Source organism: Occallatibacter riparius (assembly GCF_025264625.1).
GTDB lineage: Bacteria > Acidobacteriota > Terriglobia > Terriglobales > Acidobacteriaceae > Telmatobacter > Telmatobacter riparius.
Genome location: NZ_CP093313.1, coordinates 2,385,342 through 2,398,831, shown reverse-complemented (window position 1 = coordinate 2,398,831; position 13,490 = coordinate 2,385,342). Strand labels below are relative to the sequence as shown.

Genomic DNA, 13,490 nt, shown 5'->3' with positions numbered 1-13,490 from the left:
GACCCAGGGACAGAGAATCCCGGAGAGTTCCAACTTAGTCGTTGTGCTTGTGAAGACAGGTGCGCGACCTTGAACAGGCCAGTCGAAACGAAGCATCACAAACATGGTGCCGTTACGCGGACCTGGAAAAGAGGTTCTTCTTTGACATCGGAGCAATTGGAAGCAGCGCGCGCAGAACGGATGCGCCAGAACGGACATGGAGCCCTGACACTGGAGGATGCGTGTACATGGTTGGAAGAAACAGGTTTGTGCCTGTTCCTCCCCAAGCGCCAATTCTCCACGACTCTAGCTCCCAGCTTTGTGGAAGCGGTGGCCGGGCAGCATAACAGCACTCCCGACCAAAAACAGATTGCGCACGCCGAAGAGTTGCTGGTTAGGCTCGAAGAAAAGGGCGTCGCGGTTCGGCTGAATCTTCTTGGAACTCCCGGCGAGCAGCCCGATTATGTGGTCGCGGCCTGGGTTCTCCCCTATGTTTATGCCCTGCGAGGTGATCGTGACTGGCGCAGGACGCCGCAGCTTACCGGCTCGCGTGCGGTTTCGCCTCTCGCCATCCAGCTTTACAAGCGCCTTGAGAGCCATGGCGAGGCAACTGTCGCCGATCTGAAGCAGGCTCTGGGCCAGGGGCTCACCGAGATGGGCGTTCTGCGCGCCATCACAGAGCTCTGGCAGCAGTTGCGCATCATTCCGATGGTTGCCGCGCCCGGAAAGGCCGCCAAGTGGCAGCTCCTCCGAGTCCGCTTCCAGAAGGCCATTGCGGAGGGAGCTTCGACGTCGCAAGTCACCGCTATTTCAGTGCTAGCCTCCATCTTCCTGCAGGCCGTGATCGCCGCCAGCATGGAAGAAGTGGAGATCTTCCTGTCGCCGCTGACGGCGCGCAGCAAGATTCGCGAAGTCCTGCGCGGGCTGGTCGCCACGCGGCAGGTTCATACGCTTTCATTGGGCCACGCTCCGCACTTCTACGTTGCTGGGACGCTGCCGGAGTTCGCTCCGAGCCCAACTATTTATGCGAGCACCCTCGGGTCTGCCTACCTTACGCAACTGCGTGAGGAAGACAGCTATTCGGAACCGGTTGCACCGGTGCGGGCGCCGGAGAAGAAGCACGAAGTCGAAGAGGCGGAGCCGGCCAGTCACAGCCACTCCTCCGGTTCGAAGAACGTTTCGAGCCGCCCGCACTTCGGCCGCAGCGCGAACCACACCCGGGATCGGAAGCCAGCACCTGCACGGCGTCCGTCTGAGGGCCGCTCGGCGCGCCCGGCTGCCAACAGCCGCAACGGCGCAAGCTCGCGTTGGAATGGCACAGCCAAGACCGGTTCCCACACGAGCAACGGTCATGGCAGCAACGGGCACAGCAACAATGGGCACGGCGCGGCGAAGACGTCGAAGCCCAATTCGGGCGAGCGCTCCGCGGCTTCGAGCCGCAATGGCAAAAAGACTGCGCCGGCGTGGAAGTCGCGCAATGGCAGCCACGCTGCTGCTCCTGCGAAGCCGGGTGCCGGCCGCAGTTCCAGCCTGAGCCGGACCGCTTCGGCACGCAAGGAAGCGCGTCCCGCCAATCGCAATGGTCGCAAGCCGATTACTGCTGGATCAGGCCGCAAGAGCTTCGGTCTTGCCGGTAAAGGGACGAAGAAGCACGGATGAGCTGCACGGGGACAGACATTCTGACGACCGGCAAGCGGATTATTGTCGCCATTGATGGACCGGCAGGGGCGGGTAAAAGCACCATTGCCCGCCATCTGGCGCGGCATTTCGGCCTGCTGAACCTTGAAACGGGCGCGATGTACCGCGCCTTCGGCCTGAAGGCTCTGCGAGCCCACGTACCACTGGACGACCTCGCGGCACTCACTGAGCTATCCAAGGAAACGTCTATCCGCCTGGAAGTAGGTGAGGCCGAAAACCGGGTCTTGCTCGACGACGAAGACGTGACGGGGCAGCTCCGCAATCCGACGGTGACGGATGCCGCATCGCGGGTCAGTGTGTTTCCACCTGTGCGCGCCTGGATGGTGAAGCTGCAGCAGCAGCTCGGCGCCGAGGGCGGCGTGGTGATGGAAGGCCGCGACATCGGGACCGTGGTGTTTCCGCACGCTGAAGCCAAAATATTTCTGGACGCCGCGCCCGAGGTCAGGGGCATGCGCCGTTTTGACCAGCTCGGCCCCGAGCCGGCCCAACAGCCAGAAGAGGTGATTCGAGACCTTCGTTCACGCGACCAGCGCGATAGAAGCCGGGCAGACTCACCTCTGCGCCCGGCGGAGGACGCCGTGCTGCTGGACTCCACCCACATGACTCTGGATGAGGTTGTGAAGGCGGCCGAGGCGATTGTGGAGGAGAAGCTGGCGGCCATGGGAGAACCGGCGGCACGCTAACCGCCGTCGACTCTCCGCAAGTTATTTCTTCGCTTTGATTTCCAAATTCACAGCATCTGGTGGCATGAGCGAGTAACGATTCATGGGCCCTATTTCCTCCCCCGGGTAGCTGGACACTTTCAGCCCCGACCTGTCGCTATTGGGACCCCCGCTAAATGTTCACGACGTACGATCCCTTTGGGAGGTCACAGATGGCAAAGCAGTGCCCCGTTTTTGCTCTTCCACGGATCTTCGGCTTTCGAAAATCCGCGGTGGAGATTTGATTCGCCTGGTTTTCCTGATGTATCCGGTCCGCTGCCGGGAATGCGTGCGGCGGAGTTTCGTGTTTCTGCCCGTGGCCCTTCTGCTTCGGCAGCCAACAGTGGAAGCCGGTACCGTGAAGACTCAAAAAGCCTGAATCGGCGCTCCGGTATTGGAGTTTGCCTGATTGGATTTTTGTTTTTGCGCTGGGCGTGAAGCGTTCCCGCGGATTGGTCGCGCGCAGGGTCGCGCAATTTTGACGGGCGCTAGGCCGGGCCGCATGCTATACGCTCTAGGTAGATGGAAATCACCTGCAATCGCTGCCACCAGCCGATTCCCGACCGGAGTACCTTCTGCCCGACGTGCGGGCTGCCGCAGCTGGTGTACTCGAGTGAAGAAGGGGAGAAGCCGGCCCAGGCGGATCGGTGGACCGATGCGGTGCGGGATGCGAGCCAGGTGGAATGGAAGCCGGCACTGCGCGCGGCGCTCATTGTTGCTGTCCCAGCGGGGATTCTGTCGTGCGGGTTTACGCCCCTGGGACTGCTTGGACTGTTCTGGATTGCTGCCGCGGCGGCGTGGGCAGTTTCCATTTATGTCCGCAGGCAGAGGTCTCCGTGGATCACGATGGGAGCGGGCGCGCGGATCGGCCTGGTCACCGGACTTATGGCGGGCTGGCTGGCCTTCTGCGCAACGGGGATCGCGTTCTACTCCATGCGCTTCTTCATGCATCAGGGAGGAACCTTCGACGAGGCTTGGACCTCGAAGGTGAACGAGAGCTTCAGCCGGCAGTTCCAGAGTGCGGATCCGCAGGCAGTGACGATCGTGCGCAGCCTGTTCCTCTCGCCGGAGGGCAGGGCAGGGATGGTCCTGATCTGGCTGCTTCTGCTTGAAGTTGGGCTGTTGGTGTTTGCGGCGGCGGGTGGGGCATTGGGAGCGCGGATGATGGCGCGGTCTCGGGGCCCGGAAGCGTAAGAGGGAGGGATGATTTCTCACCAGCTTCAACCATCTGATGCTGTCAGTTAGGGCCTGAGCTCGGCTCCCGGCTATCACAGAGCCAATGAAAACATCCCGCGCGAACACCGCAGCGGTGTCAAGGGTCTCAGCCGCCATGCGCTCCACCAGTAGTCATCCAGCCGAGATACCTTTGGGATAAAGAATTCTCTGCCTCGCCGGGTGCTGTTCCATTTTTTGCGAACATCTTAAGGATTCTGTCGCCATCACCCTCTGTCCTCGGTGGCGAAAAAATGACGAAGTTGTTCTTTCGGCTTCCGCGATTGAATACTTTAGTTTGCAATCCACTTACGGCGGCACTCATCGCAACGCTGCTTTCCGGACTCATGGCACCGGTAAAGCTATGCTGAAATTGAGCAGGTTTCCCAATCGTAATCATGTGCGAGGGGTGAGCAATGTCTGAATCGAGCGTGAAGTTTACAGAACTAGTTGATTCCGGAGACGAACGCGGTCTGAGTTTCCAAACCGGAACCTCCTGGATCAAATTCCTCGGCAGTGTGGAAGATGGCCACGTTGCTACAATTCTCCCGGGAAGGATTCGCGGCAATCATTACCACGCGGAAAAGCGGGAGGTGATCGTGGTCCTTTCGAAAGGCAGTTGGACGTTGACCTTCAACCAGGGGCCCGGAACCGACGCCGAGACGAGAGCGTTCGCCCGCGGAGGAGCGGTGATCCTGGAGATTCAGCCGGGTGCTTCGCACGCCATTTTGAATTGCGGCAACGAGCCCTTGTGGACCTTTTCGTTCGCCAATCTTGCCTGGAATCCGGAGCGAATGGATAGTTTTCCCTGCGTCCTCGCGATTCAAAGTGAGGGCTGAAATCTCTCATTTGCCCGCACGCGGCCCCACCTCGTATCATCCGTCGAGAGACAAGCGACGAGAGCGCACCCATGAGCGAAGCTGAAGTGAAGCATTCCCTGCGCGTGAAGGGCAGGTTGATGTCCGCCTCCGAGATTGAGCGAACCCTGGTGCGGCTGGCGCACGAGGTGGTTGAGAAGAGCAACGGCTGCGAAGGCATGGTGCTGGTGGGCATCAAGCGGCGCGGCGTGCCGCTGGCGCAGCGGCTGGCTTCTCTGATTTCCGGCATTGAAAAGTGCCCCGTCGAGACCGGCGTTCTCGACATTCAGTTCTATCGGGATGATCTTTCGACGGCCGATGTGCGCCCCGTGGTTACTCCGGGGGCGATTGGCTGCGACATCACCGGCAAGGATGTAGTGCTCTGCGACGATGTGCTCTATACCGGGCGGACGATTCGGGCGGCGCTGGATGCACTGTTCGACCACGGAAGGCCGCGGCGGGTGCAGCTTGCCGTACTGATTGACCGCGGGCATCGCGAGCTGCCGATCCAGGCGACGTATGTGGGAAGGCAAGTGCCGACCAGCAGCCGCGAGATTATCGAAGTGAAGTTTCAGGAAGTCGACCAGGACGAGCAGGTGCTGCTGGTGGAGCGGGTCGACTGAACGAAATGCAGCCATCAGCCCTCAGCCGTCAGCCCTCAGTTGAGGCGGGGAGGCAGGCAGTTATTCGCGCGAAGTGATGGGCTGCACCAGATTAAAGAGCTGAGACTGCGGCTGAGGGCCGACAGCCTGCACGATAGTGAGTTCCATGAGCCCAGCTACTGCTGCTGCACGACGCACGTTTCAGACTCCGCCTGTTCAGGCGATCCCGTTTCCGCACAATCCAGGTTCGCTGATGTCGGTGAACGACTTGAGCCTCGAGGGGCTCAACCACGTTCTGCGGCGGGCCACGGAGCTTACCGCGCAGGATCCGCTTGAGCGAATGAGGTTGTTCGCGAAGCGGCGGGTGGCGCTCTTGTTCTACGAGTCGTCTACGCGGACGCGTACCAGCTTTGAGCTGGCGGCGAAGGCGCTGGGCTGCGATACGACGCTGGTTTCGAATCTCTCCTCGAGCATCGAGAAGGGCGAGAGCCTCAAGGACACGGGGCTGACGATACGCGCGCTGGGTGCCGAGACGATCATTCTGCGGCACAACGCGAGCGGCGCACCGTGGCTGCTGGAGCAGTACACGCACCTGCCGGTGCTTAACGCGGGCGATGGCATGCACGAGCATCCGACGCAGGCGCTGCTCGATTTGCGCACCATGCTCGCGCATCTGCGCGGCGGAGCGACGGAGGTCGGGCCGGAGACGCTGAAGGGAGTTACGGTATCGATCACCGGAGACATTCTGCACAGCCGCGTGGCGCGATCGAACATGCTGCTGCTGCCGCGGCTGGGCGCCGAGGTTGTGCTGTGCGGGCCGAAGGAGTTGCTGCCGGAGGTGGCCGTGACGGCGGGGCCTGGCGTGCGCATTGAGCGCGACTTTGAACCGGCGCTGAAGCAGTCGCACGTGGTGATGATGCTGCGCATCCAGGCGGAAAGGTTGGCGGGGCTGCAGCTCGACCTGGAGGAGTACAAGCGCGCGTATCAGTTGACGGGCGACAGGCTGCATGCGTTCGCGCCGGAGGCGATTGTGCTGCATCCCGGGCCGATTATTCGCGGTCTGGAGATTACGGCCGGGGTTGCGGATGGGCCGCAGTCGAAGATTTTGGAGCAGGTGAGCAACGGTGTCGCGATCCGGATGGCGGTGGTGGAGCGCGCATTGTCGGCTACGAGCAAGGGAGGCCGGGCATGAGCGCGCTGGTGATTCGCAATGGGCATCTGATCGATCCGGCGGCGGGAGTGGATGCGCCGAAGGACATTCTGCTCAAGGACGGCAAAGTCGCCGATATCGCCGGGCCCGGCAAGCTGAAGGGCGTGAACGGAGCCGAGACGCTGGATGCCACCGGGCTGGTGGTGGCGCCGGGGTTGATCGATATTCACGTGCATCTGCGCGAGCCGGGACAGGGGCACAAGGAGACGATTGCCACCGGGACAGCTGCGGCAGCGGCGGGTGGATTCACGGCAGTGGCGGCAATGCCGAACACCATGCCGGTAAATGATTCGGTGGACATTACGCGTTGGATGCAGTCGCCGGATCGCGGCGCGAGCGTGCGCGTGTTCCCGATTGCGGCGGCGACGCGCGGTTCCAAGGGCGAGACGATTAACGATTTTGCAGCGCTCAAGTCCGCCGGCGCGGTGGCGGTGACCGATGACGGCCACCCGATTCTGAAGGACAGCGCGATGCGCGATACACTGGCCGCCGCCGCGCGCGTGGGACTGAGCGTGATTCAGCACGCCGAAGATACGCGGCTGACGCAGGGCGCGAGCATGAATGCGGGCCCGGTGGCGTTCAAACTGGGGTTGCGCGGCATGCCAGCGGAGGCTGAGTCAGGGCTGGTGGAGCGTGATATCCGGCTGGTGACGGAGCTGCGCGATGCGCGGCCGCATCTGCACGTGGCCCACACATCGACGGCAGGAGCGATTGCGGCGGTGCGGCAGGCGCGGCGCAATGGGCTGCGGGTGACCTGCGAGGTGGCTCCGCATCACTTTCTGCTGATCGATGAGCACGTGGGGCAATACAACACGAACTTCAAGATGAATCCGCCGCTGCGCTCGGCTGCTGATCGCGATGCCATGATCGAGGCGATTCTGGACGGCGTAGTGGATGCGATTGCCACCGATCATGCGCCGCACGCGACGCACGAGAAGGAAGTGGAGTTTGAACGCGCGCCGAATGGTATTACTGGCCTAGAGACGGCGCTGGGGCTCTGCCTGCGCTATCTGCACCGGGAATGGAAGATGCCGCTGGGACGCGTGCTGAGCCTGCTGAGCGCGCAGCCTGCGGCGGTCCTGGGGCTGAAGGGTCGCGGAACGCTGGCTGTGGGAAGCGCCGCGGACGCCGTGATCTTCGACTCGAAGGCGGAGTGGACCTATCGCGCGGCGGACACTAAGTCGAAGTCGCGCAACACGCCGTTTGACGGCTGGACAATGCAGGGCCGGGTGCACTGGACAGTGTGCGAAGGACGGGTGGCGTACGCGCTGAAGTAGTCTGACGCCCGCTCCGAATTCAGTCCGCGCTTGCTCGAAGCTGGCGTGTGACTTATTCTCGGGCTTGCGGCGGCGGGAGTTCCCCAGGTTTGTTTCCGACCGGACGCAAGCGAGGCCGGTGATGGACAAGCGGGAGTTTCTGAAGACAACAGGAGCGATTGTGGCAGGCAGCGTGTTTTCGCATCTTGCCCCGGGGCAGGAGCCGGAGACGCCACGCGAGAACTGGGCCGGCAACCTGAACTACAGCACGGACCAGTTGCATGTGCCGGCGTCTGTCGAAGAGGTGCAGCAGGTGGTGACGAAGTGCGCCAAGCTGCGCGCGCTGGGGACGCGGCACTCCTTCTCGACGATTGCCGACAGCACCGCGAACCAGATTTCGCTGAAGAAGCTGGACTCGATCGACATTGACGAGAAAGCGAAGACGGTTACGGTCGGCGCTGGTATCGCATACGGCAAGCTTGCGCCGGCGATCGAGGCGAAGGGCTACGCGCTGCATAACCTCGCTTCCCTGCCCCACATTTCGGTGGCGGGTGCAATTGCCACTGCCACGCACGGATCGGGTCTGCACAACGGCAACCTGGCAACGGCGGTGTCCGCACTAGAGCTGGTGATGGCCGATGGGCAGGTGCATACGTTGTCGCGCGACAAGGATGAGCATTTTGCGGCGGCGGTGGTGGGGCTCGGCGCGCCCGGTATCGTCACGCGCGTCACGCTCAATCTGCTGCCGACATTTCAGGTGGCGCAGTCGGTCTATCAGAATCTCTCGTTCGATCACCTGAAGGATCACTTCGCCGATATCTTCGGCGCGGGATACAGCGTGAGCTTGTTCACGGACTGGCAAAACCATCGCGCTTCGCAGGTGTGGATCAAGCGCAAGGTTGGCGCGGGCGACGCGAACAAATGGGATCCGGAGTTCTATGGGGCCAAGCTGGCGAAGGAGAAGCTGCACCCGATCGATGGGCATCCGGCGGAGAGTTGCACGGAGCAGGGTGGCGTGCCGGGGCCATGGTACGAGCGGCTGCCGCACTTCCGCATGAACTTTACGCCTTCCAGCGGACGCGAGTTGCAGGCGGAATACTTTGTGCCGCGCAATCGCGGATATGAGGCGATCATGGCCGTGGAGCAGTTACGCGACAAGATCACGCCGCATCTCTTCGTGACTGAGCTGCGAACGATCGCGGCTGATGACCTGTGGATGAGCATGGCGTACCAGCGCGACTCGCTCGCGATTCATTTCACGCTGAAGCCGGAGACGGAGGCCGTGAACAAGCTTCTGCCGCAGATCGAGGCGAAGCTGGAGCCGTTTGGGGCTCGGCCGCACTGGGGCAAAGTTTTCGCCGTTGAGCCCGCGAAGCTTCAGACGCGATATCCCAAGCTGAAGGATTTCAAGGCGCTGCTGGCGCAGCTTGATCCTAAGGGAAAGTTCCGGAACGAGTTCATCGACGCGAATCTGTACTCAACTACTGCCGGGTGAGTCCTCCGCGTCGGATAACTCCTCCATCAATTGGAGCGCCTGCTCCTTGCGATACGCGGGGATCTGAATTCTGCGGATGGGGTTCAGGATGGGGCTGAATCCGAAGCCGGCGGGGGCGTCTTCGCTTGCGAAGTATTCGACGCCGGCATCGTCGAGCAGCGACTTGGCAAGGCTGAAGGCGACGAGGTCATCGCTCTCGAAGATTGTGACGATTTCCAGCTTCGGATCCGGCTCTTCCATTGGGTTCCCTACTTCCCTTTCAGGCCGAGGGCTTCGACGACCTTCTGGTCGACACGAGCGGGTTGGCCGTCTTCTTTCCACACTACGCCGAAACCGCCACGATAGTCCCACATGGTCCAGCCGATGCCGCCGGTTTCGAGCGCTGTGCGAACGTCGTTGATCCAGCGCATGCGCGATGCCTCGGGCGTGACGCGGCGATAGACGCCGAACTCATTGCAGGTGATGGGCACGCCGTTGACCTTGCCCCAGGCCGCGGCGGAATCCATCAGGAGCTTGATGCGATGCGCATCCCAGTGGTCGAGCCAGTAGTGCTCGAAGTTGTAACGTTGGTGCAGGTCGGGCACCTGCTTGAGCCCCTCGGCCATTTCGGATTCGGTTGAGGGATAGGTGATGTCGTGGGTATAGATGTGCCAGTCGGTGCCCCAGCTGGCGCCCTGATGGGTGAAGTCCTCGGGCTGGTAGAAGTGAAATGTGTAGATCACGTTGCCATCGGGGAGCGGATGCTGCGTGAGCAGATCGTCGATGCCGGACCAGTTCGGGCCTGTGGCGATGATGGTGTTCTTCGGAGCAACTTCGCGGATAGCAGCGGCGGCGCGCGCCTGGATGCCGGCCCAGCGATAGGGGTCGCTGACTTCAGGCTCGTTCATGATCTCGAAGAAGACGAGGTCGGGATTGCGACTGGCGTAGTGCGCGGCCAGGCGGCGCCACAGCATCACGAAGCGATCGACGCCTTCACCGCTCTCGCGCACCTGCCGCTTGTAGTCGGACTCGGGATGGATGTCGATCTGCACGGCGAGACCGTTGGCGAGCATGGTGTCCACCGCGTGATCGAGGCGGCCGGCGAAGTCGGCATTGAAGCCTTCAGCGTCGTGCGGCTCGCGCTCGAGCGGAACAGGATCGATGCTGAGGCGCACGTTGTCGAAGCCGAGCTTCGCCATCAGGGCAATGTCGCCGTCATCGGTGTAGCGATTGGTGAATGTGGCGGAGTAGTCGTAGGCGTGCTGCGCGAACCACTCCGAGGCATTGATGCCGTGGCGCAGATGCTGCGCGCGGGCAAAGGCCGTCTGCAGGCCGGCGGCGCGATCCTGCGCAAAGATGGGACAGGCAACAAGGAGCAGAAGAGAAGCAAGGCGGATGAAGCGCATGTGCAGGAGCCCTCGCGAACGGTGAAAGATGACAACCGTTCACGATACTACGACGCAGAGACAAAAGCGGCTCCCGACAAGGGGGAGCCGCACAGAAGTTCAACCGGAGATCGATGCGCTTGCTGCCGAGCGCGGCAGGTTAGCTGCCGGGCGTGGTCGTGGCTTTGCCGAGTTCGCCGGCAATCTGCTGGAAGCTGGTGCGCAGGTATTTGTGAGGATTGACGGGCACCGCGTGCACGCGCACTTCGTAGTGAAGGTGCGGGCCGGTGGCGCGGCCGGTCTGGCCGACGTAGCCGATAACCTGTCCGCGGGTGACGCGCTCGCCCGGAACAACTGAGATCGCAGAGAGATGGCCGTAGAGGGTCACGACATCGTGGCCGTGATTGATGGTCACTTCCTTGCCGTAGCCCGCGCCCATGCTGGCTCCGGTCACTTCACCGTCACCGGCAGCGCGGACGGGCGTGCCCTTAGGAGCATCGATATCGATGCCGGGATGGAAGGCGCCTTCTCCGTTGATGGGATCCTGGCGGGAGCCGAAGCTCGAAGCTACAAAGCCTTCAATTGGCCAGAGGGAGGGGGCGTCAGCGAGCTGGTTCCAGTCGCCTGCAAACGAAGAGGAGAGGCCGCTCTCCAGGGCGCGCGAGACGCGGCCAGACATGGCCTGGTTGCGCAGGGCAACGAAGGTGTCGATGGTGGCCTTGACGTTCTGTGAGCTCATGTCGTCATTCAGCGCGGCATTTACAGGGGATGTGCTTGCGACTGCGGACTTGCCCGTCACTGAATGCGTAGCAACCAGGCGATTCTGGCGCATTCCGTAGAGAGCAGTCACTTCGCTGGCCAAGGCACCAAGGCTCGCAACCTGCACGTCGCGATCGTGCACGGTCTTCGCCATCTGCTGATAGTTCTTGCGCAGCTCTTCGCGTTCCTGCCGGACCTGGTTGAAGCTCTCAGTCTTGAGCAGCATGCGGGTGTAAGAACCGGCAAGCCCCACGATAGTGAAGGCGCCGATCAGGGCTGCTGCGACGAATCCGTAGGCGTAATGCAGGGGCAACGGGATTTTGCCCACCCGTCCTTCTTCATCCCTGGCTACGAACAGAATGTAATAGCGTTTGCGTAGCATTCTTTACTCCCTCAATCGCTGCGGCAGGAATTCACCGCTGCGCTGACGTCGCAATTCGCCGTTACCCATTTCGACAAAAAGCAAGTTTGGGGCCCGTTGGACCGTTCAAAAAAACACAATGCGCGGGGAACGCGCCTTGTAGTGGATCCTGCTTAGGTTATCAACCGGTGCAAAGTGGGTCAATGACAAGTTAATCGAATTAGTTCGACCCAGGCGAACAAACGGGGAATCCAGACCGTTTGCTGCGGCTCTGCTGCTCTGGTTTTGATGCATTCATCGGATTCGACGGCGGTTTCCTTGAGCAGGATTACGCCCGCGACCTTTTATGCTGAGACGGATGGCTCACGGGCAAAGGACGCAGATGCGGGGGGCGGAGCTCGACCTGCTGCGGCAGATCCGGTCGCGCGTGAGCGGCGGAGCAGGGGTGGCGCTGGGGATCGGCGACGACTGCGCGCTGCTGCGGCCGCGGGCGGGCCAGGAGATAGCCGTGACCACAGACCTGAGCATCGACGGCCGGCACTTCCGTGTGGGCTGGTATTCGCCGGAAGCTGTCGGGCACCGGACGCTGGCGCGTGGATTGAGCGATCTGGCGGCGATGGGCGCGCGGCCGCTGGCTGCATTTGTGTCTCTGGGGCTGCCGAAGGATCTGGTGAAATCGGCACGCACGGGCAAGTCCTGGGTATCGCGTTTCTACGATGGGCTGCTTGCGCTTGCGGAGGCACATAAGACTCCAGTGGCCGGCGGCGACATGGCGGAGTCACCAGTGGCGCTGGCCGATATCGTGCTGGTAGGTGCGGTGCCGCGTGGGCGGGCCTTGTTGCGGTCGGGAGCCAGGCCAGGAGACGGAATTTATGTAACAGGCGCGCTGGGCGGCTCGGCCGCGGGGCTGGCGAAGCTGGCTGAGTTGGGCGGCGCGGCGCGGCGGGTTCCGGCACGATGGGCGGCAATGTTGCAGCCGCATCTCTATCCGCAGCCGCGGTTGGCGCAGGGCGAGTGGCTGCGGCGGCGCGGGATTGCGGCGGCTGCGATTGACCTCAGCGATGGGCTGTCGACGGATCTGGCGCACATTTGCGAGGAGTCCGGGGTGGCTGCTGAAGTGGATGCGGCTGCGATTCCGCTGGGCTTGGGCGCAACGCTCGATCAGGCGCTGCATGGCGGCGAGGACTATGAGCTGTTGTTCACGGCGCGCGCGGGCAAGCGCGTCCCGGCGAGGGTTGCGGGGGTTGCGATTACGCGGATCGGGCGGGTGGTGCGGCGGCAGCGGAATCGGCCGCAGGTTGCGTTGATTGGCGATGTTGCGACGCAGCCGCTGGAAGAGCGCGGCTGGCAGCATTTCATCTAGAACTGGCCGTTCGAGGGTGGGGGCACGGCGGGGCCGGAGTAGTGCACGTGGACCAGGCGCCAGCCCTTGTCAGGGAACTTGACATAGAACTGACTCTCGCGGCCGGTGGTGTGTACGGGCGAGCCGTCCTTGCGCAGGGTGGCGTGGAAGTCCCAGTCGAACTCGGCAACCGCGGCATCGCCATAAACATGGATCACCGGTTCGGCGGAGGCTTTCAGCGAGCGCTTCGAGAAGGTCTGGCCCATGAGGCGCACACACATTCATCGGCAATCTGATTCCAGCCGCGCTCGTGGCCCACGGGATTGATGAAGGATACGTCGGGCGTGGTGAGAAAGACTTTCGCTGCGAGATTGGGATCGGCTGCATCGACGGCCTGCGTGTAGGTATCGATGAGTTGGCGGATCTGTGTAGCGGACTGCTGGTCGGTGGCAGGGGCGCTCTGCGCCGTGGCAATTGACAAGGCCACGAACAACAATGAGCCCAGGACGCAGACTTCTCGCAAAACCTTCATCGCGAACTCCTCCAGAACACCGATGCAGCCAGAGTAGCCGATGATTCCAAGTTACTAGCGGACATTCGCTAGCTAAGGATTTTCCTTGACAATCGAGAAGCTTAGCGCTTTTCTGGTTGGGA

Annotated in this window: 15 protein-coding genes; 9 read left to right on the top strand and 6 right to left on the bottom strand. The window is 62.2% G+C overall.

Annotation, left to right across the window (positions count from 1 at the left end; genetic code table 11):
- Positions 1 to 231: 231 nt before the first annotated feature.
- The 3 genes from MOP44_RS09515 (at position 232) to MOP44_RS09505 (ending at position 3,572) form a co-directional block, all read left to right on the top strand.
- Positions 232 to 1,638, top strand: a complete 1,407-nt coding sequence (locus MOP44_RS09515) for a hypothetical protein (protein ID WP_260795805.1) — start codon at positions 232 to 234, stop codon at positions 1,636 to 1,638.
- Complete coding sequence (gene cmk / locus MOP44_RS09510; RefSeq protein WP_260795804.1) at positions 1,635 to 2,360, top strand: (d)CMP kinase; 726 nt, start codon at positions 1,635 to 1,637, stop codon at positions 2,358 to 2,360. Before MOP44_RS09515 ends, cmk begins: the two co-directional genes overlap by 4 nt.
- 540 nt (positions 2,361 to 2,900) lie before the next feature.
- The gene (locus MOP44_RS09505; protein ID WP_260795803.1) at positions 2,901 to 3,572 is read left to right on the top strand and encodes a zinc ribbon domain-containing protein; all 672 of its coding nucleotides are present in this window, start codon (positions 2,901 to 2,903) and stop codon (positions 3,570 to 3,572) included.
- A 127-nt stretch (positions 3,573 to 3,699) separates the two neighbouring features.
- Here the strand turns inward: MOP44_RS09505 and MOP44_RS09500 are convergent, their stop codons facing one another.
- Complete coding sequence (locus MOP44_RS09500; RefSeq protein WP_260795802.1) at positions 3,700 to 3,990, bottom strand: hypothetical protein; 291 nt, start codon at positions 3,988 to 3,990, stop codon at positions 3,700 to 3,702.
- A 16-nt stretch (positions 3,991 to 4,006) separates the two neighbouring features.
- Here MOP44_RS09500 and MOP44_RS09495 point away from each other — a divergent pair, with 16 nt between their 5' ends.
- The 5 genes from MOP44_RS09495 to MOP44_RS09475 all read left to right on the top strand — a co-directional run bounded on the left by MOP44_RS09495 (position 4,007) and on the right by MOP44_RS09475 (position 9,010).
- The gene (locus MOP44_RS09495; RefSeq protein ID WP_260795801.1) at positions 4,007 to 4,429 is read left to right on the top strand and encodes a polysaccharide biosynthesis C-terminal domain-containing protein; all 423 of its coding nucleotides are present in this window, start codon (positions 4,007 to 4,009) and stop codon (positions 4,427 to 4,429) included.
- 71 nt (positions 4,430 to 4,500) lie between these two features.
- Positions 4,501 to 5,070: a bifunctional pyr operon transcriptional regulator/uracil phosphoribosyltransferase PyrR gene (gene pyrR / locus MOP44_RS09490; RefSeq protein ID WP_313901057.1), complete on the top strand. Its 570-nt coding sequence runs from the start codon at positions 4,501 to 4,503 to the stop codon at positions 5,068 to 5,070.
- A 145-nt stretch (positions 5,071 to 5,215) separates the two neighbouring features.
- On the top strand, positions 5,216 to 6,241 hold the full coding sequence (locus MOP44_RS09485) for an aspartate carbamoyltransferase catalytic subunit (RefSeq protein ID WP_260795800.1): 1,026 nt from the start codon (positions 5,216 to 5,218) through the stop codon (positions 6,239 to 6,241).
- Positions 6,238 to 7,536 (top strand): dihydroorotase, encoded by a 1,299-nt coding sequence (locus MOP44_RS09480; RefSeq protein WP_260795799.1) that lies wholly within the window; start codon positions 6,238 to 6,240, stop codon positions 7,534 to 7,536. The genes MOP44_RS09485 and MOP44_RS09480 overlap by 4 nt, the downstream gene beginning before the upstream one ends.
- Positions 7,537 to 7,657: 121 nt before the next feature.
- Entirely contained in the window at positions 7,658 to 9,010 is a 1,353-nt protein-coding gene (locus MOP44_RS09475) for a D-arabinono-1,4-lactone oxidase (protein ID WP_260795798.1), read from the top strand.
- Here MOP44_RS09475 and MOP44_RS09470 read toward each other — a convergent pair.
- The 3 genes from MOP44_RS09470 to MOP44_RS09460 all read right to left on the bottom strand — a co-directional run bounded on the left by MOP44_RS09470 (position 8,993) and on the right by MOP44_RS09460 (position 11,515).
- Positions 8,993 to 9,250, bottom strand: coding sequence for a DUF2007 domain-containing protein (locus MOP44_RS09470; protein ID WP_260795797.1), 258 nt, complete (start codon positions 9,248 to 9,250; stop codon positions 8,993 to 8,995). The two genes, MOP44_RS09475 and MOP44_RS09470, sit on opposite strands and share 18 nt — an antisense overlap.
- 8 nt (positions 9,251 to 9,258) lie before the next feature.
- Positions 9,259 to 10,395, bottom strand: a complete 1,137-nt coding sequence (locus MOP44_RS09465; RefSeq protein ID WP_260795796.1) for a glycoside hydrolase family 5 protein — start codon at positions 10,393 to 10,395, stop codon at positions 9,259 to 9,261.
- A 139-nt stretch (positions 10,396 to 10,534) separates the two neighbouring features.
- Complete coding sequence (locus MOP44_RS09460) at positions 10,535 to 11,515, bottom strand: M23 family metallopeptidase (RefSeq protein ID WP_260795795.1); 981 nt, start codon at positions 11,513 to 11,515, stop codon at positions 10,535 to 10,537.
- Positions 11,516 to 11,852: 337 nt separating this feature from the next.
- Between MOP44_RS09460 and thiL the strand changes: the two genes are divergently transcribed.
- Entirely contained in the window at positions 11,853 to 12,857 is a 1,005-nt protein-coding gene (thiL, locus tag MOP44_RS09455) for a thiamine-phosphate kinase (protein WP_260795794.1), read from the top strand.
- Here the strand turns inward: thiL and MOP44_RS09450 are convergent.
- Both MOP44_RS09450 and MOP44_RS09445 read right to left on the bottom strand, forming a co-directional pair.
- A complete protein-coding gene (locus tag MOP44_RS09450) occupies positions 12,854 to 13,102 on the bottom strand; it encodes a YybH family protein (protein ID WP_260795793.1) in 249 nt (82 codons plus the stop codon). The two genes, thiL and MOP44_RS09450, sit on opposite strands and share 4 nt — an antisense overlap.
- Positions 13,072 to 13,368: a nuclear transport factor 2 family protein gene (locus tag MOP44_RS09445; RefSeq protein WP_260795792.1), complete on the bottom strand. Its 297-nt coding sequence runs from the start codon at positions 13,366 to 13,368 to the stop codon at positions 13,072 to 13,074. Before MOP44_RS09445 ends, MOP44_RS09450 begins: the two co-directional genes overlap by 31 nt.
- Between the last annotated feature and the right edge of the window lie 122 nt (positions 13,369 to 13,490).

Bases quoted from the DNA above. Each gene is read 5' to 3' on its own strand.
- cmk (WP_260795804.1), top strand. From the start codon at position 1,635: ATGAGCTGCACGGGGACAGACATTCTGACGACCGGCAAGCGGATTATT.
- MOP44_RS09505 (WP_260795803.1), top strand. From the start codon at position 2,901: ATGGAAATCACCTGCAATCGCTGCCACCAGCCGATTCCCGACCGGAGT.
- MOP44_RS09500 (WP_260795802.1), bottom strand. From the start codon at position 3,990: ATGATTACGATTGGGAAACCTGCTCAATTTCAGCATAGCTTTACCGGT.
- MOP44_RS09495 (WP_260795801.1), top strand. From the start codon at position 4,007: ATGTCTGAATCGAGCGTGAAGTTTACAGAACTAGTTGATTCCGGAGAC.
- pyrR (WP_313901057.1), top strand. From the start codon at position 4,501: ATGAGCGAAGCTGAAGTGAAGCATTCCCTGCGCGTGAAGGGCAGGTTG.
- MOP44_RS09485 (WP_260795800.1), top strand. From the start codon at position 5,216: ATGAGCCCAGCTACTGCTGCTGCACGACGCACGTTTCAGACTCCGCCT.
- MOP44_RS09480 (WP_260795799.1), top strand. From the start codon at position 6,238: ATGAGCGCGCTGGTGATTCGCAATGGGCATCTGATCGATCCGGCGGCG.
- MOP44_RS09475 (WP_260795798.1), top strand. From the start codon at position 7,658: ATGGACAAGCGGGAGTTTCTGAAGACAACAGGAGCGATTGTGGCAGGC.
- MOP44_RS09470 (WP_260795797.1), bottom strand. From the start codon at position 9,250: ATGGAAGAGCCGGATCCGAAGCTGGAAATCGTCACAATCTTCGAGAGC.
- MOP44_RS09465 (WP_260795796.1), bottom strand. From the start codon at position 10,395: ATGCGCTTCATCCGCCTTGCTTCTCTTCTGCTCCTTGTTGCCTGTCCC.
- MOP44_RS09460 (WP_260795795.1), bottom strand. From the start codon at position 11,515: ATGCTACGCAAACGCTATTACATTCTGTTCGTAGCCAGGGATGAAGAA.
- thiL (WP_260795794.1), top strand. From the start codon at position 11,853: ATGGCTCACGGGCAAAGGACGCAGATGCGGGGGGCGGAGCTCGACCTG.
- MOP44_RS09450 (WP_260795793.1), bottom strand. From the start codon at position 13,102: ATGGGCCAGACCTTCTCGAAGCGCTCGCTGAAAGCCTCCGCCGAACCG.
- MOP44_RS09445 (WP_260795792.1), bottom strand. From the start codon at position 13,368: ATGAAGGTTTTGCGAGAAGTCTGCGTCCTGGGCTCATTGTTGTTCGTG.